24 protein-coding genes are annotated in these 25161 nt (G+C 71.9%); 21 read left to right on the plus strand and 3 right to left on the minus strand.

Annotation, left to right across the window (positions count from 1 at the left end):
- The first annotated feature begins 29 nt into the window (after positions 1–29).
- Positions 30–491, plus strand: coding sequence for an ATP-binding protein (locus HZS56_RS12090; protein ID WP_216720723.1), 462 nt, complete (start codon positions 30–32; stop codon positions 489–491).
- Positions 492–531: 40 nt separating this feature from the next.
- Here HZS56_RS12090 and idi read toward each other — a convergent pair whose 3' ends face one another.
- Positions 532–1125, minus strand: a complete 594-nt coding sequence (gene idi, locus HZS56_RS12095) for an isopentenyl-diphosphate Delta-isomerase (protein ID WP_216720680.1) — start codon at positions 1123–1125, stop codon at positions 532–534.
- A gap of 422 nt (positions 1126–1547) precedes the next feature.
- Positions 1548–2486 (minus strand): cation diffusion facilitator family transporter, encoded by a 939-nt coding sequence (locus HZS56_RS12100; RefSeq protein WP_216720681.1) that lies wholly within the window; start codon positions 2484–2486, stop codon positions 1548–1550.
- Between the two features lie 479 nt (positions 2487–2965).
- Between HZS56_RS12100 and HZS56_RS12105 the strand changes: the two genes are divergently transcribed.
- The 20 genes from HZS56_RS12105 to HZS56_RS12195 all read left to right on the plus strand — a co-directional run bounded on the left by HZS56_RS12105 (position 2966) and on the right by HZS56_RS12195 (position 24250).
- Positions 2966–4792: a DUF5941 domain-containing protein gene (locus HZS56_RS12105; protein WP_216720682.1), complete on the plus strand. Its 1827-nt coding sequence runs from the start codon at positions 2966–2968 to the stop codon at positions 4790–4792.
- A complete protein-coding gene (locus HZS56_RS12110; RefSeq protein ID WP_216720683.1) occupies positions 4789–5541 on the plus strand; it encodes a phosphocholine cytidylyltransferase family protein in 753 nt (250 codons plus the stop codon). Before HZS56_RS12105 ends, HZS56_RS12110 begins: the two co-directional genes overlap by 4 nt.
- Positions 5529–6590: an iron-containing alcohol dehydrogenase family protein gene (locus HZS56_RS12115; RefSeq protein ID WP_216720684.1), complete on the plus strand. Its 1062-nt coding sequence runs from the start codon at positions 5529–5531 to the stop codon at positions 6588–6590. Before HZS56_RS12110 ends, HZS56_RS12115 begins: the two co-directional genes overlap by 13 nt.
- Positions 6568–7347: a CDP-alcohol phosphatidyltransferase family protein gene (locus tag HZS56_RS12120; RefSeq protein WP_216720685.1), complete on the plus strand. Its 780-nt coding sequence runs from the start codon at positions 6568–6570 to the stop codon at positions 7345–7347. Before HZS56_RS12115 ends, HZS56_RS12120 begins: the two co-directional genes overlap by 23 nt.
- 8 nt (positions 7348–7355) lie before the next feature.
- Positions 7356–8228: a glycosyltransferase family 2 protein gene (locus HZS56_RS12125; RefSeq protein ID WP_216720686.1), complete on the plus strand. Its 873-nt coding sequence runs from the start codon at positions 7356–7358 to the stop codon at positions 8226–8228.
- A gap of 98 nt (positions 8229–8326) precedes the next feature.
- Positions 8327–9256: an ABC transporter permease gene (locus HZS56_RS12130; RefSeq protein WP_216720687.1), complete on the plus strand. Its 930-nt coding sequence runs from the start codon at positions 8327–8329 to the stop codon at positions 9254–9256.
- Positions 9249–10034 (plus strand): ABC transporter ATP-binding protein, encoded by a 786-nt coding sequence (locus HZS56_RS12135; protein ID WP_216720688.1) that lies wholly within the window; start codon positions 9249–9251, stop codon positions 10032–10034. The genes HZS56_RS12130 and HZS56_RS12135 overlap by 8 nt, the downstream gene beginning before the upstream one ends.
- A 359-nt stretch (positions 10035–10393) precedes the next feature.
- Positions 10394–11323, plus strand: coding sequence for a squalene synthase HpnC (gene hpnC, locus HZS56_RS12140; protein WP_216720689.1), 930 nt, complete (start codon positions 10394–10396; stop codon positions 11321–11323).
- Positions 11320–12270, plus strand: a complete 951-nt coding sequence (gene hpnD / locus HZS56_RS12145) for a presqualene diphosphate synthase HpnD (RefSeq protein ID WP_374201131.1) — start codon at positions 11320–11322, stop codon at positions 12268–12270. Before hpnC ends, hpnD begins: the two co-directional genes overlap by 4 nt.
- Positions 12270–12428 carry a DUF6380 family protein gene (locus HZS56_RS38155; protein WP_253914112.1) on the plus strand — a complete coding sequence of 53 codons (159 nt, stop codon included), beginning with the start codon at positions 12270–12272 and terminating at the stop codon, positions 12426–12428. The genes hpnD and HZS56_RS38155 overlap by 1 nt, the downstream gene beginning before the upstream one ends.
- Positions 12425–13861, plus strand: coding sequence for a hydroxysqualene dehydroxylase HpnE (gene hpnE, locus HZS56_RS12150; RefSeq protein ID WP_216720690.1), 1437 nt, complete (start codon positions 12425–12427; stop codon positions 13859–13861). Before HZS56_RS38155 ends, hpnE begins: the two co-directional genes overlap by 4 nt.
- Positions 13862–13929: 68 nt before the next feature.
- Positions 13930–14994 (plus strand): polyprenyl synthetase family protein, encoded by a 1065-nt coding sequence (locus tag HZS56_RS12155; RefSeq protein WP_216720725.1) that lies wholly within the window; start codon positions 13930–13932, stop codon positions 14992–14994.
- Positions 14995–15106: 112 nt separating this feature from the next.
- A complete protein-coding gene (gene shc, locus HZS56_RS12160; protein ID WP_216720691.1) occupies positions 15107–17218 on the plus strand; it encodes a squalene--hopene cyclase in 2112 nt (703 codons plus the stop codon).
- Positions 17218–17859 carry a phosphorylase family protein gene (locus HZS56_RS12165; RefSeq protein ID WP_216720692.1) on the plus strand — a complete coding sequence of 214 codons (642 nt, stop codon included), beginning with the start codon at positions 17218–17220 and terminating at the stop codon, positions 17857–17859. The genes shc and HZS56_RS12165 overlap by 1 nt, the downstream gene beginning before the upstream one ends.
- Positions 17860–17865: 6 nt before the next feature.
- A complete protein-coding gene (gene hpnH / locus HZS56_RS12170; RefSeq protein ID WP_216720693.1) occupies positions 17866–18888 on the plus strand; it encodes an adenosyl-hopene transferase HpnH in 1023 nt (340 codons plus the stop codon).
- A 4-nt stretch (positions 18889–18892) separates the two neighbouring features.
- Positions 18893–20047, plus strand: coding sequence for a flavodoxin-dependent (E)-4-hydroxy-3-methylbut-2-enyl-diphosphate synthase (gene ispG, locus HZS56_RS12175; RefSeq protein ID WP_216720694.1), 1155 nt, complete (start codon positions 18893–18895; stop codon positions 20045–20047).
- Between the two features lie 28 nt (positions 20048–20075).
- On the plus strand, positions 20076–22040 hold the full coding sequence (gene dxs, locus HZS56_RS12180; RefSeq protein WP_216720695.1) for a 1-deoxy-D-xylulose-5-phosphate synthase: 1965 nt from the start codon (positions 20076–20078) through the stop codon (positions 22038–22040).
- Positions 22041–23426, plus strand: coding sequence for an aspartate aminotransferase family protein (locus tag HZS56_RS12185; protein ID WP_216720696.1), 1386 nt, complete (start codon positions 22041–22043; stop codon positions 23424–23426).
- 84 nt (positions 23427–23510) lie between these two features.
- Positions 23511–24125, plus strand: a complete 615-nt coding sequence (locus HZS56_RS12190) for a helix-turn-helix domain-containing protein (protein WP_216720697.1) — start codon at positions 23511–23513, stop codon at positions 24123–24125.
- On the plus strand, positions 24122–24250 hold the full coding sequence (locus HZS56_RS12195) for a DUF6126 family protein (protein ID WP_216720698.1): 129 nt from the start codon (positions 24122–24124) through the stop codon (positions 24248–24250). Before HZS56_RS12190 ends, HZS56_RS12195 begins: the two co-directional genes overlap by 4 nt.
- 6 nt (positions 24251–24256) lie before the next feature.
- On the opposite strand, the gene HZS56_RS12200 is transcribed toward HZS56_RS12195, so the two are convergent.
- Positions 24257–25054 carry a tyrosine-protein phosphatase gene (locus tag HZS56_RS12200; protein WP_216720699.1) on the minus strand — a complete coding sequence of 266 codons (798 nt, stop codon included), beginning with the start codon at positions 25052–25054 and terminating at the stop codon, positions 24257–24259.
- Positions 25055–25161: the final 107 nt, after the last annotated feature.

A 25161-nucleotide genomic window follows, 5' to 3' on the forward strand; every position in this document is an offset into this window, starting at 1 on the left:
CGATCGAGCCCAGGGGTGGCGACCGGACGATGGACGAGACCGGGCCCGCCGGGCCGCTGCCGTACGAGGGCGTCTGGCGGTTCACGGCCCCCGCCGTGGACGCCTCGGTTCCGCAGGCGCGGCACGCCGTGCGGGACCTGCTGCTGCGCCAGGGCGTCCCCGTCTCCGACGACGTGACGCAGGCCCTCCTGCTGATCGTCTCGGAACTGGTCACGAACGCGGTCCGGCACGCGGCAGTGGTGTCGCCGGAGCTCGCCGTCGAAGTGGCCGCCGGCCCCGAGTGGGTACGGGTGGCGGTGGAGGACGACCACCCCTACCGCCCGACCGCCCTGGAGACCGACCACGGGCGGACGGGCGGACGCGGGCTGCTCCTGGTCCGCGAGATCACCCGCGAGGCGGGCGGGGCCTGCGACGTGGCGCACACCGCGAGCGGCGGCAAGGTGATCTGGGCCGCCCTGCCGCTCAAGCACGCGCCCGGACGGGGCCTCTAGTTCCCACGTCCAGTCCCCACGTCCGGGCCGGTGCCGGGCCTCACCAGTCGGCGGAGGGGCCCGTCAGTTCGCGGACGGCCGGCCGGGCGGCGTCCAGCACCGTCATGAACCAGGCCGAGAAGGCGTCCTGCGCATGCCGTTCGGCCAGTTCGGCCGGGGAGACGAAGGCCGCCTCGGCCACCTCCTCCGGATCCGGGCGCAGTTCGGCCTGGACGAGGCCGACGAACAAATGGTTGTACTCCTGCTCGACCAGCCCGGAGTCCGGGTCGGGGTGGTTGTAGCGCACCGTGCCCGCCTCGGCGAGCAGCGACGGCGAGACGCCCAGCTCCTCGTACGTCCGCCGGGCCGCCGCCGCGAACGGTGCCTCGCCGGGGTAGGGATGACCGCAGCAGGTGTTGGACCACACGCCGGGGGAGTGGTACTTGCCCAGCGCCCGCTGCTGGATCAGCAGCCGCCCCCGCTCGTCGAAGAGGAACACCGAGAACGCGCGGTGCAGCTGCCCCGGTGGCTGGTGCGCGGAGAGCTTCTCCGCGGTGCCGATCGTCACGCCGTTCTCGTCGACCAGTTCCAGCAAAATCGCGTCTGCGGTGCCGTTCGACGAACTGTGCGTCGCGGTGGCAGGAGTGATCGGCATACCCATCCTTCACATCGGTCCTCGCGCCCCAAGTGTGCCGTACCGGTCCGGCACTCCCGGCACTTCCCGGCACGCCCGCATGTCCCGTGTGCCCGCAGGGGCGGCCGGACGTGACCGGTCGGACACCGAGGAAGGGCTCCGAAGGGTGAGCGTGCCCGGCGCCGCCGTCCGGGAACCGTCCGGCACACGGCCGGGGTGAAAGCCGGGGGAGGCCGGTGGTGAACGGACGGCGGACCGCAGCACCCGACGGCGCACCCCGGCGCCCGCGCGCCCCAGGCGCCCGCGACGTTCCGTCCCTGCGCCGGGCGACGTCCCGTCCCTGCGCCCGCGACGCCTCCGCCCCTGAGCCCTCGCTCAGCCCCTTGCCCTCACGCCCCCCTCTCGCCCCCTCGCTCAGCCGCTCAGCCGCCCCGCGCCCCCGCTCAACGGCACAGCCGCGCCTCGTGCTCCGCGTGACCGCCGGGCTCCAGCTGGAAGGTGCAGTGCTCCACGTCGAAGTGGTCGCCCAGGCACCCCTGCAGTTCGTGGAGCATCTTCTCGTGGCCGATCGCGCTGAGCGCCTCGCCGCTCACCACCACGTGCGCCGACAGCACCGGCATGCCCGAGGTGATCGTCCAGGCGTGCAGGTCGTGCACGTCCTCGACCCCGTCGAGTGCCAGTATGTGGGCCCGAACCTCGGCGATGTCCACGCCCTTGGGCGCCGCCTCCAGCAGCACGTCCAGGGTCTCGCGCAGCAGCCGCCAGGTGCGCGGCACGATCATCAGGCCGATCACCAGGGAGGCGACCGGGTCGGCGGGCTGCCAGCCGGTGGCCAGGATCACCAGCGCCGACACGATCACCGCCAGGGAACCCAGCGCGTCCGCCGCCACCTCCAGGAAGGCGCCCCGCACGTTCAGGCTCTCCTTCTGCCCCCGCATCAGCAGCGTCAGGGAGATCATGTTCGCCACCAGGCCGATCGCTCCGAAGACCACGGTCAGGCCGCCCGCCGTGTCGGCCGGTGTGACGAACCGCTCGACCGCCTCGTACAGCACGTAGCCGCCGACACCGAGCAGCAGCAGGCAGTTGGCCAGGGCCGCCAGGATCTCGGCGCGGGCGTAGCCGAATGTGCGGCGGTCGCTCGCCGGGCGGCTCGCGAAGTGGACGGCCAGCAGCGCCATGCCGAGCCCCAGCGCGTCCGTCGCCATGTGCGCGGCGTCGGCGATCAGCGCCAGCGAGTCGGCGAGGACCCCGCCGACGATCTCGACGACCATGACGGTGAGGGTGATCGCCAGCGCCACCCGGAGCCTGCCGCGGTACGCGGCGGTCGCCGTGCCGCCGGCGTGCGCCCCGTGCGCATGCCCGTGATCGTGCCCAGCCCCCATGAGAAAGCCGCCTCCCTGTCCGTCCGGCGCCGTGTCCGGAGGCCAAGTGAACTACGGGTAGGGGGTATCGGGCAACGCGGCACTGAACACCGTTGTCATGTGCTCTGACCTGCGAAAACGTTATGCAGGTCACGGCCTTGGCGAGCGCCGTGCGGGCAATGTGGAAGCTTTTATTCCGCCAGGTGGGCGACCGGACGGGCAAGGGCCCGCCCCGAGCGGGTGCGGGTATCAGCGGCCCCGGGCGATGCCCGTGATGCCCGGTCTGGGAGCGCGGTTTGTCGGGCGGGCCCCGGATCCACGATGATGATCGCGGCAAAGGCGGGTCCAAGTGACGTCGACCGACCGTGAAACGGGCGGTGAACACGGTGTTCCGGGCATCCGATACCCTCTGCCGACACGATGCCCGGGTGCCGCAGGCAAGGGCGCTCCACCATGCACAGGCCCGACGTCCTGACGTCGGCACCAGGAAGTGAGTTCGGTTGCCGACCGCCATCCTCACCGGTCAGCCGGTCCCCGGTTCGTCGATCGAGGGCGAACTGCGGTCCCTGGGTTTCGACGTACGCCCCGCAACCGGTACCGCCGACACCGAGACCCTGCTGGCCCGGGTCCCGGCCGCGGACCGGGTCGCCGTGGTCGACGCCCGCCTCGTCGGCCACCGGCACGCCCTGCGCCTCGGACTCACCGACCCGCGCTTCCCGCTCGCCGCCATCCCGGGCGCCGTCACCGCCCAGCCGGCGGCCCGCCGGGAGCTGACCCGCGCGATGGCCCGGGAGAACTCCGCGGGGGGCGGCACCGCCCTCGACGTCGACAGCCTCGCCGACCGGATCGCCGCCGCCCTCGACGCCGACGGCGCCGCCGTGCACCGCCCCGAGCTCGGCACCCTCGTCGCCGCCGTCCCCACCGACCCGCAGGCCCGCAACGAGGCACGGCAGGCCGTCGCCGCCGTCGACGACGAGGCCGTGCGCCTGAAGTCGGCGGTCAAGGCCCGCGACGGCTTCGTGACGACCTTCTTCATCAGCCCCTACTCCCGCTACCTCGCCCGCTGGTGCGCGGGGCGCGGCCTGACGCCCAACCAGGTCACCACCGCCTCGCTCGCCACCGCGCTCGTGGCGGCGGGCTGCGCGGCCACCGGCACCCGGGCCGGTTTCGTCGCCGCCGGAGTCCTGCTCGTCGGCTCCTTCGTGCTCGACTGCGCCGACGGACAGCTCGCCCGCTACTCCCTGCAGTACTCCACGCTCGGCGCCTGGCTCGACGCCACCTTCGACCGGGCCAAGGAGTACGCCTACTACGCGGGACTCGCCGTGGGTGCCGCCCGCGGCGGCGACGACGTGTGGGCACTGGCCCTGGGCGCGATGATCCTCCAGGCCTGCCGGCACGTCGTCGACTTCTCCTTCAACGAGGCGAACCTCGACAGCGAGGCCGTCGCCATAGGAACCAGCCCCACCGCGGCCCTCTCCCACCGGCTCGACACCGTCGGCTGGACCGTCTGGCTGCGCCGCATCATCGTCCTGCCGATCGGCGAGCGGTGGGCCATAATCGCCGTCCTCACGGCGGTCGCCACCCCCCGGATCACCTTCTGCGCACTGCTGATCGCCTGCGCCTTCGCCGCCGTCTACACCACCGCGGGCCGCGTCCTGCGCTCGCTGACCCGCCGGGCCACCCGGACCGGCCGCGCGGCGAAGGCGCTCGCCGACCTCGCCGACTCCGGCCCGCTCGCCGAGGCCGCCGCCCAGCGGCTCGGGACGACCGCGCGCCGGCTGCCCGGCCTCGCCGCCCCCGGCCTCGCCCTGCTCGGCGGCGGTGCCGTCGTCGCGGCGGCGGCGCTCACCGACTTCGGCAGCCCCTGGCCCGTGGCCGGCGCGCTCGTGTACGCCGCGGCGTCCGCCCTCGCCGTCGCCCGGCCCCTCACGGGCGCCCTCGACTGGCTGGTGCCGCCCTTCTTCCGCGCCGCCGAGTACGGCACGGTCCTGGCACTGGCGGCCACATCCGACGTGAACGGGGCGCTTCCGGCGGCTTTCGGGCTGGTGGCCGCGGTCGCCTACCATCACTACGACACGGTCTACCGCATCCGCGGCGGCGCGGGGGCGCCGCCGCGGTGGCTGGTCCGGACGGTCGGGGGGCACGAGGGCCGCACGCTGGTGATCACCGTGCTCGCCGTGCTGCTCACCGCCCCGCAGTTCAAGGTCGCGCTCACGGCTTGTGCCGTGGCCGTGGCACTCGTGGTGCTCGTGGAGAGCATCCGCTTCTGGGTCGCCGCCCACCAGGTCGGCGCACCCGCCGTACACGACGAAGGAGAACCCGCATGATCGGCCTCGTGCTGGCGGCCGGCGCCGGCCGGCGTCTGCGTCCCTACACCGACACCCTGCCCAAGGCACTGGTGCCGGTCGGCCCCGAGGGGGCGGAGGACAGCATCACGGTCCTCGACCTGACCCTGGCGAACTTCGCCGAGGTCGGCCTGACCGAGGTCGGGATCATCGTCGGCTACCGCAAGGAGGCCGTGTACGAGCGCAAGGAGGCGCTGGAGCAGAAGTACGGCGTCAAGCTCACCCTGATCGACAACGACAAGGCCGAGGAGTGGAACAACGCCTACTCCCTGTGGTGCGGCCGCGGCGCTCTCGAGGACGGCGTGATCCTCGCCAACGGCGACACCGTGCACCCGGTCTCCGTCGAGAAGACCCTGCTCGCCGCCCGCGGCGACGGCAAGAAGATCATCCTCGCCCTCGACACGGTGAAGAACCTCGCCGACGAGGAGATGAAGGTCGTCGCCGCCCCCGACAAGGGTGTGCAGCGCATCACCAAGCTGATGGACCCGGCCGAGGCCACCGGCGAGTACATCGGCGTCACCCTCATCGAGGGCGAGGCCGCCGCCGACCTGGCCGACGCGCTGAAGGCCACCTTCGAGCGCGACCCGCAGCTGTACTACGAGGACGGCTACCAGGAGCTCGTCAACCGCGGCTTCAAGGTCGACGTCGCCCCGATCGGCGACGTCAAGTGGGTCGAGATCGACAACCACGACGACCTCGCCAAGGGCAGGGAGATCGCGTGCCTGTACTGACGAGGCTCATTCCGTCGCCGGTCGTCGTGGACATCCGCGCGGGTGCCCTCGACGACCTGGGGGACGTGCTCGCCGACGAGCGCATCTCCCACTCGGGCAAGCTCGCCGTGGCCGTCAGCGGCGGCTCCGGTGCCCGGCTGCGCGAGCGCGTCGCCCCGTCCCTGCCCGGCGCCGACTGGTTCGAGGTCGGCGGCGGCACCCTGGACGACGCGATCAAGCTGGCCGGTGCCATGAAGGGCGGCCACTACGACGCGGTCGTCGGTCTCGGCGGCGGCAAGATCATCGACTGCGCCAAGTTCGCCGCGGCACGCGTCGGACTGCCACTGGTCGCCGTGCCCACCAACCTGGCGCACGACGGTCTGTGCTCGCCGGTCGCCACCCTCGACAACGACGCGGGCCGCGGCTCCTACGGCGTACCGAACCCGATCGCCGTCGTGATCGACCTGGACGTCATCCGCGCCGCCCCGGCCCGCTTCGTGCGCGCCGGCATCGGCGACGCCGTCTCCAACGTCTCCGCGATCGCGGACTGGGAGCTGGCCAACCGGGTCAAGGGCGAGCGCATCGACGGCCTGGCCGCCGCGATGGCCCGCCAGGCCGGCGAGGCCGTGCTCCGCCACCCCGGCGGCATCGGCGACAACGAGTTCCTCCAGGTGCTGGCCGAGGCGCTGGTCCTCAGCGGCATCGCCATGTCGGTCTCCGGCGACTCGCGGCCGTCCTCGGGCGCCTGCCACGAGATCAACCACGCCTTCGACCTCCTCTTCCCCGAGCGCGCGGCCGCCCACGGCGAGCAGTGCGGGATGGGCGCGGCCTTCGCGATGTACCTGCGCGGGGCCCACGAGGAGTCCGTCCACATGGCCGAGGTGCTGCGCCGGCACGGTCTCCCGGTCCTGCCGGAGGAGATCGGATTCACGCCCGGGGAGTTCGTCCGGGCCGTGGAGTTCGCCCCGCAGACCCGCCCGGGCCGCTACACGATCCTCGAGCACCTCGACCTGAAAACCAACCAGATCAAGGACCTGTACGCCGACTATGTCAAGGCCATCGGTAGCTGAACTACGCCCGGTCGTCCATCCCGCGGGAGTCAAGGACCGGCGCAGCGGTGAGCACTGGGCGGGACGCCTCTACATGCGTGAGGTCTCGCTGCGGATCGACCGCTACCTGGTGAACACCAGGATCACCCCCAACCAGCTCACGTACCTGATGACCGTCTGCGGCGTCCTGGCCGCCCCGGCACTGCTCGTGCCGGGCATACCGGGCGCCGTGCTCGGCGTCGTCGCGGTCCAGCTCTACCTGCTGCTGGACTGCGTCGACGGGGAGATCGCCCGCTGGAAGAAGCAGTACTCGCTCGGCGGCGTCTACCTGGACCGGGTCGGCGCCTACCTCACCGACGCCGCCGTCCTGGTCGGCCTCGGCCTGCGCGCCGCCGACCTCTGGGGCACCGGCCGCATCGACTGGCTGTGGGCCTTCCTCGGCACCCTGGCCGCGCTCGGCGCCATCCTCATCAAGGCCGAGACCGACCTGGTGGGCGTCGCCCGGCACCAGGCCGGCATGGAGCCGGTCAAGGAGGCCGCCTCCGAGATCCGCTCCTCCGGCATGGCACTGGCCCGCCGGGCCGCCGGGGCGCTCAAGTTCCACCGGCTGATCCTCGGCATCGAGGCGTCCCTGCTGATCCTCGTCCTCGCCATCGTCGACCAGGCGCGCGGCGACCTGTTCTTCACCCGCCTCGGCACCGCCGTACTCGCCGGCATCGCGCTGCTGCAGACGCTGCTGCACCTGGTGTCCGTCCTCGCCTCCAGCAGGCTGAAGTGAGCGGGGCCATGAAGGTCGGCGCGGTCGTCATCACGATGGGCAACCGTCCCGAGGAACTGCGTGCCCTGCTCGACTCGGTCGCCAAGCAGGACGGCGACCCGGTCCAGGTGGTCGTGGTCGGCAACGGCGCGCCCGTCCCGGAGGTCCCGGACGGCGTGCGCACCGTCGAACTGCCCGAGAACCTGGGCATCCCCGGCGGCCGCAACGTCGGCATCGAGGCCTTCGGCCCGGACGGACGGGACGTCGACGTCCTGCTCTTCCTCGACGACGACGGCCTCCTCGCCCGCACCGACACGGCCGAGCTGTGCCGGGAGGCGTTCGCGGCCGACGACGAGCTGGGCATCATCAGCTTCCGCATCGCCGACCCGGACACCGGCGAGACCCAGCGCCGGCACGTGCCGCGGCTGCGCGCGTCCGACCCGATGCGCTCCTCCCGGGTCACCACCTTCCTCGGCGGCGCCAACGCCGTACGCACCCGCGTCCTCGCCCAGGTCGGCGGGCTGCCGGACGCCTTCTTCTACGCCCACGAGGAGACCGACCTCGCCTGGCGGGCCCTCGACGGGGGCTGGATGATCGACTACCGGTCGGACATGGTGCTCAACCACCCCACGACCGCCCCCTCCCGGCACGCCGTCTACCACCGCATGGTCGCCCGCAACCGCGTCTGGCTCGCCCGCCGCAACCTCCCCGCGCTCCTGATCCCGGTCTACCTCGGCGTCTGGATGCTGCTGACCCTGCTGCGCCGCCCCTCGCGGCCTGCGCTGAAGGCCTGGTTCGGCGGTTTCCGCGAGGGCTGGTCGACCCCGTGCGGCCCCCGCCGGCCCATGAGGTGGCGTACGGTGTGGCGGCTGACCCGGCTGGGCCGGCCCCCGGTGATCTGACAAGCTCGTACCCGAGAGCGTTCCGGCCCCGTCCGGGGCGACAGGTCCGTGCCGGGCCCGCGCGGCCGGGCATTTTTCGAAGACGAAAGTTTCCACCAGTGAGTGAGACAACGCACGACGGCACGGTCGCCATGACCAAGCCCGTGGCGCCCGACGAGGGCCTCACCCCGGCTCAGCTCGCCGCCCGGCACGGGCTGTCCGTGAGCGGTGCCCGACCGTCCCTCGTGGAGTACGTCCGTCAGCTCTGGGGGCGGCGGCACTTCATCCTGGCCTTCTCCCAGGCGAAGCTGACCGCCCAGTACAGCCAGGCCAAGCTCGGCCAGCTGTGGCAGGTGGCCACGCCGCTGCTGAACGCGCTCGTCTACTTCCTGATCTTCGGCCTGATCCTCAACGCGGGCCGCGGCATGCCGAAGGACGTCTACATCCCGTTCCTGGTGACGGGGGTGTTCGTCTTCACCTTCACCCAGTCCTCGGCGATGGCCGGCGTGCGTGCCATCTCCGGCAACCTCGGCCTGGTGCGGGCGCTGCATTTCCCGCGCGCCTCGCTGCCGGTGTCGTTCGCGCTGCAGCAGCTCCAGCAGCTGCTGGCCTCGATGATCGTGCTGTTCGCGGTGGTCATCGGTTTCGGCAGCTACCCCGCGCTGTCCTGGCTGCTGGTCGTGCCGGTGCTCGTCCTGCAGTTCCTCTTCAACGTGGGCCTCGCGCTGGTCGTGGCCCGGATGGGCGCCAAGACGCCGGACCTGGCCCAGCTGATGCCGTTCATCATGCGGACCTGGATGTACGCGTCGGGCGTGATGTTCTCCATCCCGATCATGCTGGAGGACAAGCCGGCCTGGCTGGCCGACGTGCTGCAGTGGAACCCGACCGCCGTCTACATGGACCTGATGCGCTTCGCGCTGATCGACGGGTACGGCTCCGGGAACCTGCCGCCGCACGTGTGGGCGGTCGCGCTCGGCTGGGCCGTGGCCCTCGCCGTGGGCGGCTTCGTGTACTTCTGGAAGGCTGAGGAGAGGTACGGCCGTGGCTGAGCAGCAGGACGAGCGGGTGCCGACGGTCATCGCGGACGAACTGCACATCGTCTACCGCGTCAACGGCGCCAAGACCGGCCGGGGCAGCGCGACCGCCGCCCTGAGCCGCATGCTCAGACGGGGCTCCGACGACGCGGCGCGGGGCGTGCGCAAGGTGCACGCCGTGCGCGGCGTCTCCTTCACCGCCTGGCGGGGCGAGGCCATCGGCCTGATCGGCTCCAACGGCTCCGGCAAGTCCACCCTGCTGCGGGCCATCGCCGGTCTGCTGCCCGCCGAGCGAGGCAAGGTCTACACCGACGGCCAGCCCTCCCTGCTCGGCGTCAACGCGGCCCTGATGAACGACCTGACCGGCGAGCGGAACGTGATCCTCGGCGGTCTGGCCATGGGCATGACCCGTGAGCAGATCAAGGAGCGCTACCAGGACATCGTCGACTTCTCGGGCATCAACGAGAAGGGCGACTTCATCACCCTGCCGATGCGCACGTACTCCTCCGGCATGGCCGCCCGGCTGCGGTTCTCCATCGCGGCAGCCAAGGACCACGACGTCCTCATGATCGACGAGGCGCTGGCCACCGGCGACCGGAAGTTCCAGACCCGCTCGGAGGAACGCATCCGGGAGTTGAAGAAGGAGGCCGGCACGGTCTTCCTGGTCAGTCACAACAACAAGTCCATCCGCGACACCTGCAACCGCGTCCTGTGGCTGGAACGCGGCGAACTGCGCATGGACGGCCCGACCGACGAGGTCCTCAAGGAGTACGAGAAGTTCACGGGCAAGTAGCCCGACACGCCGGGCCCTCGCCGCAACTGTTCCGGCGAGGGCCCGCGTCTGCAAAGGAAACGTCAACTCCTGGCGTTCCCAGGAATCTTGAACCCAATCGGTGTGTTGTTGTGATGTGCGGTGCCCCCCGACGGACGGCCGTCAGTTGTACAACGTAAGCTGTACCGGTCCCGATACGCGGCACATGGGGTGATAATGCCCGACACCCTCGTGCGGGCCTGTCGCGCGGGCAGCCGGGCGGCGTGTCCGAAATAGTGTGTATTGGGTAGGCAGTGTAGAACGGGAGATGTGACGGCAATGGCGACGGAAACTCCCCAGCTCCGCGAAGCGTGCGCCGTCCCGGCCCAGGGCAGCCCGCGATGACGGTCACCGACCCGGCGCAGGCCGCCGACCCCGAGCGCGCCACCCTCGCCAAGGCCGCGCACGAGAACTTCCCCGTCGCCCCCTTCTTCCTGCCCCGCGGCCGGCGCGCCGACCTCATGGCCGTCTACGGCTTCGCCCGCCTCGTCGACGACATCGGCGACGGAGACCTCGCCCCCGGCGGCGCCGACGCCCGCCTCCTCGGTGTCCCGGCCGAGCACGCCGACGACCGGCTGCGGATGCTGGACGCCTTCGAGGAGGACCTGCATCGTGTCTTCGGCGGTTCCGGCGGTTCCGGCGGTTCCGAAGGAGCCCCCCGCCACCCGCTGCTGCGCCGCCTGGTGCCCACCGCGCGCCGGTGCGCGCTGACACCCGAGCCGTTCCTCGGCCTGATCGCCGCCAACCGCCAGGACCAGCTGGTCGCGCGCTACGAGACCTACGACGACCTGCTCGCCTACTGCGAGCTGTCCGCCAACCCGGTCGGCCGTCTGGTCCTCGCGGTCACCGGCACCTCGACACCCGAACGGATCCGCCGCTCCGACGCGGTCTGCACCGCCCTGCAGATCGTCGAGCACCTCCAGGACGTCGCCGAGGACCTCGGCCGGGACCGTGTCTACCTGCCCGCCGAGGACATGAAGCGTTTCCACGTCCAGGAGGAGGACCTGGCCGCCCCCACCGCCAACGCGTCGGTGCGCGCCCTGATCGCCTACGAGGCCGGGCGCGCACGGGACCTGCTGAATGAAGGCGCCCCCCTGGTGGGTAGCGTTCACGGCAGGCTGCGCCTGTTGCTCGCGGGATTCGTGGCGGGGGGCCGAGCGGCGCTCCACGCGATCGCCGCGGCGGATCACGACGTACTTCCCGGCCCGCCCAAGCACGGCAAGGTCCAGTTGCTGCGCGAGGCGGGCGTGGTCCTGCGAGGAGAGGGGTGATCGAGGCCGTGGAGTCGTCAGCGGACATGCCGGCACCGGTGCTCGCCGCCTACAGCTACTGCGAGGCCGTCACCGGCCGGCAGGCGCGCAACTTCGCCTACGGCATCCGGCTGCTGCCCACCCCCAAGCGGCGGGCGATGTCGGCGCTGTACGCGTTCTCGCGCCGCGTCGACGACATCGGCGACGGGGGACTGCCGGCCGACGTCAAGGTCGCCCGGCTGGAGGAGATCCGGGCGGTCCTCGCCCGGATCCACGAGGGCGCGGTCGACGAGGACGACACCGACCCGGTCGCCGTCGCCCTCGCGCACGCGGCCCGGCAGTTCCCGATCCCGCTCGGCGGACTCGACGAGCTGATCGACGGCGTCCAGATGGACCTGCGCGGCGAGACGTACGAGACCTGGGACGACCTGAAGGTCTACTGCCGCTGCGTGGCGGGCGCCATCGGCCGCCTCTCGCTCGGCGTGTTCGGTACCGAACCGGGGGCGCGCGGCGCCGAGCGCGCCCCCGAGTACGCCGACACGCTGGGGCTCGCACTCCAGCTCACCAACATCCTGCGGGACGTCCGTGAGGACGCCGAGGCCGGCCGGACCTACCTGCCCGCCGACGACCTCGCCAAGTTCGGCTGCTCGGCCGGGTTCGAGGGGCCGAGACCGCCGGAGGGCTCCGACTTCACCGGACTCGTGCACTTCGAAGTGCGCCGGGCCCGCGCCCTTTTCGCCGAGGGCTACCGGCTGCTCCCCATGCTCGACCGGCGCAGCGGCGCGTGCGTGGCCGCCATGGCCGGCATCTACCGCCGCCTCCTCGACCGGATCGAGCGCGACCCGGAGGCGGTGCTGCGCGGCCGGGTCTCGCTCCCCGGACGCGAGAAGGCGTACGTCGCCGTGCGCGGCCTGTCCGGTCTCGACGCCCGGCACGTCACCCGGCGGACCGTCAGGAGGCGCGCCTGATGGTCACCCCCGGCACACTCGACCCCTCCCGGTCACCCGGTGCTCCGGGTGCCGCACGGCGGGCAACCCTCCGGTGGCGGCCGGCGTCCCTGACTGAGACGGTCTGCCGTATGCCGGTCACACACCACGGCGACCGGACAGGGAAGGGCGCACCATGACGCAGGGCAACGGGACGGGCGACGGCGGGCAGCTCACGGACGTCTCCGCCCTGCGCCCGGGCGGGCACGCCGTCGTGGTCGGTGGCGGACTCGCCGGGGTCACCGCCGCACTCGCGCTCGCCGACGCCGGAGTGCGCGTCACCCTGCTCGAAGGGCGGCCGCGCCTGGGCGGGCTCGCCTTCTCCTTCCAGCGCGGCGGCCTCACCGTCGACAACGGTCAGCACGTGTACCTGCGCTGCTGCACCGCCTACCGCTGGTTCCTCGACCGGATCGGCGGCGCGGCGCTGGCGCCGGTGCAGGACCGTCTCGACGTGCCCGTTCTCGACCTGGAGCGGCCCGAGGGCAGACGGCTCGGCAGACTGCGGCGCGACGCGCTGCCCGTGCCCCTGCATCTGGGGCGCAGCCTGGCGGCCTACCCGCACCTCTCCCTCGCCGAACGCGCCTCGGTGGGGCGTGCCGCGCTCGCGCTCAAGGGGCTCGACCTCGCCGATCCGACCCTGGACACCCAGGACTTCGGCAGCTGGCTGACCGCGCACGGCCAGTCGGCGCGTACCGTCGAGGCCCTGTGGGACCTGGTCGGGGTCGCCACCCTCAACGCGGTCGCGGGCGACGCCTCGCTGGGGCTCGCCGCGATGGTGTTCAAGACCGGTCTGCTGTCCGACCCGGGAGCGGCCGACATCGGATGGGCCCGTGTCCCGCTGGGTGAACTGCACGACCGGATGGCCCGCAGGGCGCTCGACTCCGCGGGCGTGCGTACCGAGGTCCGTACACGCGTCACCTCCGTCTCCAATAACGAGAACGGGGGCTGGAGCGTTCAGGTTCCCGGCGAGACGCTCGAAGCGGACGCGGTCGTCGTCGCCGTACCCCAGCGCGAGGCCCACGACCTGCTGCCCGACGGCGCGCTCGACGCTCCGGAAAATCTTCTGGCGATCGGCACCGCGCCGATCCTCAACATCCACGTGGTCTACGACCGCAAGGTGCTCGCGGCGCCGTTCCTCACGGCCCTCGGCACCCCCGTGCAATGGGTCTTCGACCGCACCGAGGCCTCCGGGCTGAAGGAGGGTCAGTACCTGGCGCTGTCGCAGTCGACGGCGCAGAACGAGATCGACGAGCCCGTGTCCGCGCTGCGCGAGCGGTACCTGCCCGAGCTGGAGCGGCTGCTGCCCCGCACCCGGGGTGCCGAGGTGAAGGACTTCTTCGTGACCAGGGAGCGCACCGCGACCTTCGCTCCCGCCCCCGGCGTCGGCCGCCTCAGGCCCGGCGCCCGCACCAAGGCACCCGGCCTCTACCTGGCCGGAGCGTGGACCGCCACCGGGTGGCCCGCGACCATGGAGAGTGCGGTTCGCAGCGGCGTCGGAGCGGCCGGCGCCGCGCTCGGCGCCCTGGGCCGGTCCCGCGGCATCCTCCCCGACTTCTTCGAGGAGGCGGCGTGAAAGCCGACCCCCGTGGGACCGACTCCCGCACTCCCCCCACCCCCACTGGAGGAGAGACTGTGCCCACTGTGCCCCCGGCCCCGACGGCCGATCGACGGACCACGGTGGACGTGACCGCGCTCCTGGAGCGCGGCCGGACCCTGACCACGCCGGTCCTGCGGGCGGCCGTCGACCGCCTGGCCCCTCCCATGGACACGGTCGCCGCCTACCACTTCGGCTGGATCGACGCCGCGGGCAACCCCGCGGAGGGCGACGGCGGCAAGGCCGTCCGGCCCGCACTCGCCGTGCTCTCCGCCGAGGTCACCGGTGCCGCGCCCGAGACCGGCGTGCCCGGCGCGGTGGCCGTGGAACTGGTCCACAACTTCTCCCTCCTGCACGACGACCTGATGGACGGCGACGAGCAGCGCCGCCACCGCGACACCGTCTGGAAGGTGCACGGCCCCGCCCAGGCCATCCTGGTCGGCGACGCCCTGTTCGCCCTCGCCAACGAGGTGCTCCTGGAACTGGGCACCGTCGAGGCCGGCCGCGCCACCCGCCGGCTGACCAGCGCCACCCGCGCCCTGATCGACGGCCAGGCCCAGGACATCTCCTACGAGCACCGCGACCGGGTCAGCGTCGAGGAGTGCCTGGAGATGGAGGGCAACAAGACCGGCGCCCTGCTCGCCTCCGCCAGCTCCATCGGCGCGGTCCTCGGCGGCGCCGACGAGCACACCGCCGACGTCCTGGAGAAGTACGGCTACCACCTGGGCCTCGCCTTCCAGGCCGTGGACGACCTGCTGGGCATCTGGGGCGACCCGGACGCCACCGGCAAGCAGACCTGGAGCGACCTGCGTCAGCGCAAGAAGTCGCTGCCGGTCGTGGCCGCCCTCGCGGCCGGCGGGCCCGCCTCCGAGCGCCTCGGCGAGATCCTCGCCGCCGACGCCAAGACCAGTGACTTCGCGAACTTCTCCGAGGAGGAGTTCGCGGCCCGTGCCGCCCTCATCGAGGAAGCGGGCGGGCGGGAGTGGACCGCCGACGAGGCGCGTCGCCAGCACACCATCGCCATCGAGGCCCTCGACGCCGTCGACATGCCCGACCGGGTGCGGGACATGTTCACGGCCCTCGCGGACTTCGTCGTCGTACGAAAGAGATGATCATTATCGGTCGAATAGCCCTCGCGTAGTCGCCGGCCGGTGTCGTGGAGACACGAGCACCGGCCGACGGCGGACCCAGCAGACGTATCACACACTGCACGAAGGGGAAGCCATGACAGCGACGACCGACGGAAGCACCGGGGCCTCCCTGAGGCCCCTGGCAGCCTCGGCCAGCGACACCGACATCACGATCCCCGACACGGCGGCCGGGGTACCCGAAGCCGCCGCACGCGCCATCCGGCGCGCCACCGACTTCCTGCTGTCCCGGCAGGACGCCCAGGGCTGGTGGAAGGGCGACCTCGACACCAACGTCACGATGGACGCCGAGGACCTGCTTCTGCGTCAGTTCCTCGGCATCCAGGACGAGGAGACCACGCGCGCCGCCGCCCTGTTCATCCGCGGCGAGCAGCGCGAGGACGGCACCTGGGCCACCTTCTACGGCGGCCCCGGCGAACTCTCCACCACCATCGAGGCCTACGTCGCCCTCCGCCTGGCCGGCGACGCGCCCGACGCGCCGCACATGGCGCGGGCCTCGGAATGGATCAGGTCCCGCGGCGGCATCGCCTCCGCCAGGGTCTTCACCCGGATCTGGCTGGCCCTGTTCGGCTGGTGGAAGTGGGAGGACCTGCCCGAACTCCCGCCGGAACTCATCTACTTCCCCACCTGGGTACCGCTCAACATCTACGACTTCGGCTGCTGGGCCCGGCAGACCATCGTGCCGCTCACCATCGTCTCCGCGAAGCGGCCGGTGCGGCCCGCGCCCTTCCCGCTGGACGAACTCCACACCGACCCGGCCCGGCCCAACCCGCAGCGGCCCCTGGCACCGGCGGCCAGCTGGGACGGTGCCTTCCAGCGCATCGACAAGGCCCTGCACGCCTACCGCAAGGTGGCCCCGCGCCGGCTGCGGCGCGCCGCGATGAACACCGCCGCCCGCTGGATCATCGAGCGGCAGGAGAACGACGGCTGCTGGGGCGGCATCCAGCCCCCCGCCGTCTACTCGGTCATCGCGCTCTACCTGCTCGGCTACGACCTCGAACACCCCGTGATGCGCGCGGGGCTGGAGTCCCTGGACCGTTTCGCCGTGTGGCGCGAGGACGGGGCCCGGATGATCGAGGCCTGTCAGTCCCCGGTGTGGGACACCTGCCTGGCCACCATCGCGCTGGCCGACGCGGGCCTGCCCGAGGACCATCCGCAGCTGGTCAAGGCCTCCGACTGGATGCTGGGCGAACAGATCGTGCGCCCCGGCGACTGGTCCGTGAAGCGTCCCGGACTCCCGCCGGGCGGCTGGGCGTTCGAGTTCCACAACGACAACTACCCCGACATCGACGACACCGCCGAGGTGGTCCTCGCTCTGCGCCGCGTCCGGCACCACGACCCGGAACGGGTGGAGAAGGCGATCGGCCGCGGGGTGCGCTGGAACCTCGGCATGCAGTCGAAGAACGGCGCGTGGGGCGCCTTCGACGTCGACAACACCAGCGCCTTCCCCAACAGGCTGCCGTTCTGCGACTTCGGCGAGGTCATCGACCCGCCGTCCGCGGACGTCACCGCGCACGTCGTCGAGATGCTCGCCGTCGAGGGGCTCGCCCACGACCCGCGCACCCGCCGCGGCATCCAGTGGCTCCTGGACCACCAGGAGGCGGACGGCTCGTGGTTCGGCCGCTGGGGCGTCAACTACGTCTACGGCACCGGGTCGGTGATCCCCGCCCTGACCGCCGCCGGACTGCCCGCCTCGCACCCGGCGATCCGCCGCGCGGTGCGCTGGCTGGAGTCCGTGCAGAACGAGGACGGCGGCTGGGGCGAGGACCTGCGCTCCTACCGGTACGTCAGGGAGTGGAGCGGCCGGGGCGCCTCGACCGCCTCGCAGACCGGCTGGGCGCTGATGGCCCTGCTGGCGGCGGGGGAGCGGGAGTCCAAGGCCGTGGAACGCGGCGTCGCATGGCTCGCGGCCACCCAGCGGGAGGACGGCTCCTGGGACGAGCCCTACTTCACGGGCACCGGCTTCCCCTGGGACTTCTCCATCAACTACCACCTCTACCGCCAGGTCTTCCCGCTCACCGCCCTCGGCCGGTACGTGCACGGAGAGCCCTTCGCCAAGAGCGCGACCGTGCCCGCCGTGACGGAGGCCGGGGTGACGGACACCGCCGCGTCCGGGGCGGCGTCCGGGACGCGCGCGTCCGGGGCACCCGTGGCTGAGGCTTCCGTGGCCGAGGTGAAGGGCCGCTGATGACCCCGCAGACCGGCCCGCCCCCGCTGCTGATCGCCTGCGCGCTCGGCATCGAGCACCTCGCCCTGCGCACCGGCGACCGCGGCGCGGCCGGCGGGCCGGTCACCGTCCTGCGCACCGGCATGGGACCGAAGGCGGCCGAACGCTCGGTCACCCGGGTCCTCGCCGACCCGGCCCTCGGCGGCGCCGCCGTGCTCGCCACGGGCTTCTGCGCGGGACTGGCCCCCGGCATGCACCCCGGCGACCTGGTCGTCGCCGAGGAGACCCGGGACCCGCGCTCGACCGTCGCCTGCGTCGCGACCGACCGGCTCGTCAAGGAACTCGCGCGAGCCGTCCCGGGGCGCACCGTCCACACCGGGCCGCTGACCGGCTCCGACCACGTCGTCCGCGGCCCCGAACGCGCCGATCTGCTCGCGACCGGCGCGATCGCCGTGGACATGGAGTCCGCGGCCACGCTCCTGGGCGCCGTCCGCACGGGCCCGCGCCCCGTTGCGGCCGTCCGGGTGGTCGTGGACGCTCCAGAACACGAACTCGTCCGGATCGGCACAGTACGCGGTGGAATATCGGCTTTCCGCGTCCTTCGATCCGTACTACCCGCATTTTTCGAATGGCACCGTTCTTTGCTGCTCCCCCGGAGGTGAGCCCAGATGGCCATGCCGCTGCGCCAGTCCGTCAAGGTCGCTACATACCTGGCCGAACAGAAGATTCGCCGACGGGACAAGTTCCCGCTCATCGTGGAGCTGGAGCCGCTCTTCGCCTGCAACCTGAAGTGCGAGGGGTGCGGCAAGATCCAGCACCCCGCCGGAGTCCTCAAGCAGCGCATGCCGGTCGCACAGGCCGTCGGAGCGGTGCTCGAGTCCGGTGCGCCGATGGTCTCCATCGCCGGCGGCGAGCCCCTGATGCACCCGCAGATCGACGAGATCGTGCGGCAGTTGGTGGCCAAGCGGAAGTACGTCTTCCTGTGCACCAACGCCCTGCTCATGCGCAAGAAGATGGACAAGTTCAAGCCCTCGCCCTACTTCGCCTTCGCGGTGCACATCGACGGGCTGCGCGAGCGGCACGACGAGTCCGTGGCGAAGGAGGGCGTGTTCGACGAGGCCGTGGAGGCCATCAAGGAGGCCAAGCGGCGCGGCTTCCGGGTGACCACCAACTCGACCTTCTTCAACACCGACACCCCGCAGACCATCGTCGAGGTGCTCAACTTCCTCAACGACGACCTCAAGGTCGACGAGATGATGATCTCGCCCGCCTACGCCTACGAGAAGGCGCCCGACCAGGAGCACTTCCTGGGCGTGGAGCAGACCCGCGAGCTGTTCAAGAAGGCCTTCTCCGGCGGCAACCGGGCCCGCTGGCGGCTCAACCACTCCCCGCTGTTCCTCGACTTCCTCGAGGGCAAGGTCGACTTCCCGTGCACCGCCTGGGCGATCCCGAACTACTCCCTCTTCGGCTGGCAGCGCCCCTGCTACCTGATGAGCGACGGATACGTGCCCACGTACCGGGAGCTGATCGAGAAGACCGACTGGGACAAGTACGGCCGCGGCAAGGACCCGCGCTGCGACAACTGCATGGCGCACTGCGGCTACGAGCCCACCGCCGTCCTGGCCACCATGGGATCGCTCAAGGAGTCCCTGCGCGCCATGCGCGAGACCGTCTCCTCGAACCGGGAGTGACGCGATGACCGCCATCCCCTTGGGGCTTCCCTGGGTACCGGTCCGGCCGATCGCCGAGCGGCGCGTGTCGCGGCGGATCCAGGTCGGGCCGGTGGCGGTCGGCGGCGGGGCCCCGGTGTCGGTGCAGTCGATGACGACGACGCGTACCTCCGACATCGGTGCCACGCTCCAGCAGATCGCCGAGCTGACGGCGTCGGGCTGCCAGATCGTGCGGGTGGCCTGCCCCACCCAGGACGACGCGGACGCGCTGCCCGTGATCGCGCGGAAGTCGCAGATCCCGGTGATCGCGGACATCCACTTCCAGCCCAAGTACGTCTTCGCCGCGATCGAGGCGGGCTGCGCCGCGGTCCGGGTGAACCCGGGCAACATCAAGCAGTTCGACGACAAGGTCAAGGAGATCGCCAAGGCGGCGAAGGACCACGGCACGCCGATCCGCATCGGCGTCAACGCGGGCTCGCTGGACCGCCGGCTGCTGCAGAAGTACGGCAGGGCGACCCCCGAGGCGCTGGCGGAGTCGGCGTTGTGGGAGGCGTCCCTCTTCGAGGAGCACGGCTTGGGGGACATCAAGATCTCGGTCAAGCACAACGACCCGGTGGTGATGGTCGAGGCCTACCGCCGGCTCGCCGCGCAGTGCGACTACCCGCTGCACCTCGGCGTCACCGAGGCGGGCCCCGCCTTCCAGGGCACCGTCAAGTCGGCGGTCGCCTTCGGCGCGCTGCTTTCCGAGGGCATCGGTGACACGATCCGCGTCTCCCTGTCGGCCCCGCCGGTGGAGGAGATCAAGGTCGGCATCCAGATCCTCCAGGCACTGGGGCTCAGGGAACGCCGGCTGGAGATCGTCTCCTGCCCGTCCTGCGGCCGCGCCCAGGTCGACGTGTACAAGCTGGCCGAGGAGGTCACGGCCGGTCTGGAGGGACTGGAGGTGCCGCTGCGCGTCGCGGTCATGGGCTGCGTCGTCAACGGCCCCGGCGAGGCCCGCGAGGCCGACCTCGGAGTCGCCTCCGGCAACGGCAAGGGGCAGATCTTCGTCAAGGGCGAGGTCGTCAGGACCGTCCCCGAGTCGAAGATCGTGGAGACCCTCGTCGACGAGGCGATGAGGATCGCCGAGCAGATGGAGAAGGACGGCGCGTCGGGGGAGCCGGCCGTCACCGTGAGCTGAAGCACCACGGACCGAAGGGGGCCCGAGCGTGACGATTCTGGAGAGCATCCGGGGACCACGCGACCTGAAGGCGCTGTCCGAGGCGGAACTCGGTGAACTGTCCGACGAGATACGTGACTTCCTGGTGCATGCGGTCGCCCGCACCGGCGGTCACCTCGGACCCAACCTCGGCGTGGTGGAACTCACCGTCGCCCTGCACCGGGTCTTCGAGTCGCCGGACGACCGCATCCTGTGGGACACCGGCCACCAGAGCTACGTGCACAAACTCCTGACCGGACGCCAGGACTTCTCCAAACTGCGCAGCAAGGGCGGCCTGTCCGGCTACCCCTCGCGCGAGGAGTCCGAGCACGACGTCATCGAGAACAGCCACGCCTCCACCGTCCTCGGCTGGGCCGACGGCCTCGCCAAGGCCCGCCAGGTGCAGGGGGAGCGCAGCCACGTCGTCGCCGTCATCGGTGACGGAGCGCTCACCGGCGGCATGGCCTGGGAGGCCCTGAACAACATCGCGGCGGCCAGGGACCGGCCGCTGATCGTCGTCGTCAACGACAACGAACGCTCGTACGCGCCGACCATCGGCGGCCTCGCCAACCACCTCGCGACCCTGCGCACCACCGACGGCTACGAGCGGATGCTGGCCTGGGGCAAGGACGTCCTCCAGCGCACACCCGTGGTCGGCAACACCGTGTACGAGGCCCTGCACGGCGCCAAGAAGGGGTTCAAGGACGCCTTCGCCCCGCAGGGGCTCTTCGAGGACCTGGGGCTGAAGTACCTCGGCCCGATCGACGGGCACGACATCGGCGCCGTCGAATCGGCGCTCAGGCGTGCGAAACGCTTCCACGGGCCGGTCCTTGTGCACTGCCTCACCGAGAAGGGCCGCGGCTACGAGCCGGCGCTGCGCGACGAGGAGGACCACTTCCACACGGTCGGGGTGATGGACCCGCTGACCTGCGAGCCGCTCAGCCCGTCCAACGGGCCGTCCTGGACCTCGGTGTTCGGCGAGGAGATCGTCCGTATCGGCGAGGAGCGCGACGACGTGGTGGCGATCACCGCCGCCATGCTGCACCCCGTCGGCCTGGGGCCCTTCGCCGAACGGTTCCCCGACCGGGTCTGGGACGTCGGCATCGCCGAGCAGCACGCGGCCGTGTCCGCCGCCGGACTCGCCACCGGCGGACTGCACCCGGTCGTCTCCGTCTACGCCACCTTCCTCAACCGGGCCTTCGACCAGCTCCTGATGGACGTGGCACTGCACCGTTGCGGCGTCACCTTCGTTCTGGACCGGGCGGGCGTCACCGGTGCCGACGGCCCCTCGCACAACGGCATGTGGGACATGTCCGTGCTCCAGGTCGTCCCCGGGCTGCGCATCGCGGCCCCGCGCGACGCCGACCAACTGCGCGCCCAGCTGCGCGAGGCGGTCGCCGTCGACGACGCGCCGACGCTGGTGCGCTTCCCGAAGGAGTCCGTCGGACCCGCCGTACCCGCCGTGGACCGGATCGGCGGCCTGGACGTCCTGCACGCCGCGGACCGGCCGCAGGTGCTGCTCGTGGCCGTCGGCGTGATGGCGCCGGTCTGCCTCGGTGCCGCCGAGCTGCTTCAGGCCCGCGGCATCGGCTGCACCGTCGTCGACCCGCGCTGGGTCAAACCCGTCGACCCCGCGCTCGCCCCGCTCGCGGCCCGGCACCGTCTGGTGGCCGTCGTGGAGGACAACAGCCGCGCGGCCGGGGTCGGTTCGGCGGTGGCACTGGCACTCGGCGACGCCGAGGTCGACGTCCCCGTACGCCGCTTCGGCATCCCCGAGCAGTTCCTCGCGCACGCCAAGCGCGCAGAGGTGCTCGCGGACATCGGCCTCACCCCGGTCGACGTCGCCGGGCGGATCAGCGCCGGCCTGGCCCTCGCCGAAGGCGGCGGGGAACAGGCCGGGGAAGAGGCCGGGGAAGAGGCAGTGGAACAGTCCGGCGACCGACGGATCGTCGTGCCAGCGCAAGGAGAGAACTGAATGACCAAGGAGTTCGACCTCGCCACGCTCCTGGCCGAGCGCGGGGGCGAGCGGTACGAGCTGCACGCCAAGCACCTCAACCACCAGCTGCCGCGCATGCTGCACACCATCGGCTTCGACAAGGTCTACGAGCGGGCCGAGGGCGCGCACTTCTGGGACGCGGACGGCAACGACTACCTGGACATGCTCGCCGGGTTCGCGGTCATGGGACTGGGCCGCCACCACCCGGTCGTCCGCAAGGCGCTGCACGACGTACTCGACGCCTCACTGGCCGACCTGACGCGTTTCGACTGCCCGCCGCTGCCCGGACTGCTGGCCGAGAAGCTGCTCTCCTACAGCCCGCACCTGGACCGGGTCTTCTTCGGCAACAGCGGCACCGAGGCCGTGGAGACCGCCCTCAAGTTCGCCCGGTACGCGACCGGCAGACAGCGGATCCTGTACTGCTCGCACGCCTTCCACGGACTGACCACCGGCTCCCTCTCCGTCAACGGCGAGGACGGTTTCCGCAAGGGCTTCGCGCCCCTGCTCCCGGACACCGCCGTCCCGCTCGGCGACCTGGACGCCCTGGCACGGGAGCTGAAGAAGGGCGACGTGGCCGCGCTGATCGTGGAGCCGGTCCAGGGCAAGGGCGTGCACGAGGCCCCGCCCGGCTATCTCCGTGCCGCGCAGGAGCTGCTGCACCGGCACAAGGCGCTGCTGATCGCCGACGAGGTGCAGACGGGACTCGGCCGCACCGGGAAGTTCTACGCATACCAGCACGACGACGGGGTGGAGCCCGACCTGGTCTGCGTCGCCAAGGCGCTGTCCGGCGGATACGTGCCGGTGGGGGCCACCCTGGGCAAGGAGTGGATCTTCCAGAAGGTGTACTCCTCGATGGACCGCGTGCAGGTCCACTCGGCGAGCTTCGGGTCCAACGCGCAGGCCATGGCCGCCGGGCTCGCCGTGCTGTCCGTGATGGAGAACGAGGAGATCGTGGCGAACGCCGCCGCGGTCGGCGAGCGGCTGAAGTCGCGGCTGGCCGGGCTGGTGGACCGCTACGAACTGCTCGCCGACGTCCGGGGCCGGGGCCTGATGATCGGCATCGAGTTCGGCCGGCCCAGGTCCCTGAAGCTGCGCAGCCGCTGGACCATGCTGCAGACCGCGCGCAAGGGCCTGTTCGCGCAGATGGTGGTCGTGCCGCTGCTGCAACGGCACCGGATCCTGACCCAGGTGTCCGGCGACCACCTGGAGGTGATCAAGCTGATCCCGCCGCTGATCGTCGACACCGACGACGCCGACCGGTTCGTCGACGCCTTCACGGAGGTGATGGAGGACGCGCACCATGGCGGTGGCCTGATGTGGGACTTCGGCAAGACCCTCGTCAAGCAGGCGGTCGCCAACCGCTGAGCCGGGGCCCTGCCCCACGACCAGGCTCTTTACCTGAGAGGCAAGAAATTTGCCCGCTAGGCAATATTGAGGCTGAATGGAGGCATGAGCTCCTCCGAGACCGGCCCGGACGAAGGGGCGGTCGCCGTCGTCGCTCCCCAGCTGCGTGAGCTGCGACGGCGGGCGGCCCTGACCCTGGAGGCCGCGGCCCGCTCCGCCGGGCTGTCGCCCGCCCACCTCTCCCGCCTGGAGACCGGCCGGCGGCAGCCCTCGCTGCCCATGCTGCTCTCCCTCGCCCGGGTCTACGGTACGACCGTCGCCGAGCTGCTCGGCGAGACGACCGCCGACCGGGACGCCGTCGTGCGCGCCGCCGACATGGAGCCCACCGCCGCCGGCGGCTGGACGTACTGGCGGGCAGGGGGCCCTGGACGCGGCATGCAGACCCTGCGCGTCCGGGTGCCCTACGGCTCACAGGGCGACATCGTGCGGGTCCATCCCGGCGAGGAGTGGCTGTACGTCCTCAAGGGCCGCCTGCGGCTGCGCCTCGGGGACACCGAGCACCGGCTCGCCGCCGGAGACAGCGCGCACTTCGACTCCCTGACCCCGCACCGGATCGCCGCGCGGGACGCCGACGGGGTCGAGCTGCTCTTCGTCCACACCCTGCTGCAGAGCCCGACGGCCACGCTGTGCCTCGGCCCGACCCCCGGAGAGATGCCATGAGCAGCATCCAGGACAAGTTCCCGCGTGCCCTGTGGGTGCGTCTGTTCATCTACATCGCCCTCGGGCACGTCTTCGGCGGCTTCCTCTACCTGCTGTTCGAGGTCGGGGCCAACTCCGCGAAGTAGCCCGGCTCAGTCCAGCATCCGGCCGCGCAGCCGCTCCCGGGTCTCCGGCGTCAGGCGCAGGCCCTTCTCCAGATACGCGTCGACACCGCCCCAGGTCTCCTCGACGGTGTCGAAGGCCGCCGTCAGGTACGCGGTGCGGGCGTCGAAGAGCGGGCTGAGCAGCTCCATGACCTCGGGAGAGTAGGCCGAGGCGGCGGAACCGCTGCGGCGCACCCGGTAGCGGCGGTGCGTGGCGTTCGACTTCAGGTAGTCCTCGACGACGGCTTCGCGCTCGACGCCGAGGGCGAGCAGGGTGACCGCGACGGACAGGCCCGCGCGGTCCTTGCCGGCCGAGCAGTGCATCAGGGCGGGGACGCTGTCCTGCGCGAGTGCGTGCAGCACCCGGGAGTGCTCCGCCGTACGCTCCTTGATGATCCTCCGGTAGGAGTCGGTCATCCGGTCGGCGCCCTTGTCGCCGGAGAGGATCCCGCGCAGCTGGTCGAGGTCGCCGTCGCGGACCATCGCCCAGAACTCGGCGCCGTCGGCCGGGTCGCTCAGCGGCAGGTTCACGTTGCGCACGCCCGGCAGTCCGACGTCGGGGCCCTCCAGCCGCTGGTCGGCCGCGTTGCGGAAGTCGAAGACCGTGTGCAGACCCAGGGAGGCCAGGAAGACGGCGTCCTCGGCGGTCGCGTGCGCGAGGTGGCCGCTGCGGAACAGCACCCCCTGCCGCACCCGCCGTCCGTCCACGGTCGGCAGGCCGCCCAGGTCCCGGAGATTGCGCACACCGGTCAGCTCGGGCTCGGTCGAGGGGACCTGCTGCGTCACGGGGGCTCCTCCCACTCCGCCCCGCCGGCGCTGGTCGCGGGCGGGCGCCACTCGACGATACGGCATCCCTCCGGCACGACAGCCGCCGACGAAAGGGGCATTGGGGC

This window comes from Streptomyces mayonensis (genome assembly GCF_018982965.1).
GTDB lineage: Bacteria > Actinomycetota > Actinomycetes > Streptomycetales > Streptomycetaceae > Streptomyces > Streptomyces mayonensis.

Bases quoted from the DNA above. Each gene is read 5' to 3' on its own strand.
- HZS56_RS12090 (WP_216720723.1), top strand. From the start codon at position 30: ATGGACGAGACCGGGCCCGCCGGGCCGCTGCCGTACGAGGGCGTCTGG.
- idi (WP_216720680.1), bottom strand. From the start codon at position 1,125: ATGCCGATCACTCCTGCCACCGCGACGCACAGTTCGTCGAACGGCACC.
- HZS56_RS12100 (WP_216720681.1), bottom strand. From the start codon at position 2,486: ATGGGGGCTGGGCACGATCACGGGCATGCGCACGGGGCGCACGCCGGC.
- HZS56_RS12110 (WP_216720683.1), top strand. From the start codon at position 4,789: ATGATCGGCCTCGTGCTGGCGGCCGGCGCCGGCCGGCGTCTGCGTCCC.
- HZS56_RS12120 (WP_216720685.1), top strand. From the start codon at position 6,568: ATGTCAAGGCCATCGGTAGCTGAACTACGCCCGGTCGTCCATCCCGCG.
- HZS56_RS12125 (WP_216720686.1), top strand. From the start codon at position 7,356: ATGAAGGTCGGCGCGGTCGTCATCACGATGGGCAACCGTCCCGAGGAA.
- hpnC (WP_216720689.1), top strand. From the start codon at position 10,394: ATGACGGTCACCGACCCGGCGCAGGCCGCCGACCCCGAGCGCGCCACC.
- HZS56_RS38155 (WP_253914112.1), top strand. From the start codon at position 12,270: ATGGTCACCCCCGGCACACTCGACCCCTCCCGGTCACCCGGTGCTCCG.
- hpnE (WP_216720690.1), top strand. From the start codon at position 12,425: ATGACGCAGGGCAACGGGACGGGCGACGGCGGGCAGCTCACGGACGTC.
- shc (WP_216720691.1), top strand. From the start codon at position 15,107: ATGACAGCGACGACCGACGGAAGCACCGGGGCCTCCCTGAGGCCCCTG.
- HZS56_RS12165 (WP_216720692.1), top strand. From the start codon at position 17,218: ATGACCCCGCAGACCGGCCCGCCCCCGCTGCTGATCGCCTGCGCGCTC.
- hpnH (WP_216720693.1), top strand. From the start codon at position 17,866: ATGGCCATGCCGCTGCGCCAGTCCGTCAAGGTCGCTACATACCTGGCC.
- ispG (WP_216720694.1), top strand. From the start codon at position 18,893: ATGACCGCCATCCCCTTGGGGCTTCCCTGGGTACCGGTCCGGCCGATC.
- HZS56_RS12185 (WP_216720696.1), top strand. From the start codon at position 22,041: ATGACCAAGGAGTTCGACCTCGCCACGCTCCTGGCCGAGCGCGGGGGC.
- HZS56_RS12190 (WP_216720697.1), top strand. From the start codon at position 23,511: ATGAGCTCCTCCGAGACCGGCCCGGACGAAGGGGCGGTCGCCGTCGTC.
- HZS56_RS12195 (WP_216720698.1), top strand. From the start codon at position 24,122: ATGAGCAGCATCCAGGACAAGTTCCCGCGTGCCCTGTGGGTGCGTCTG.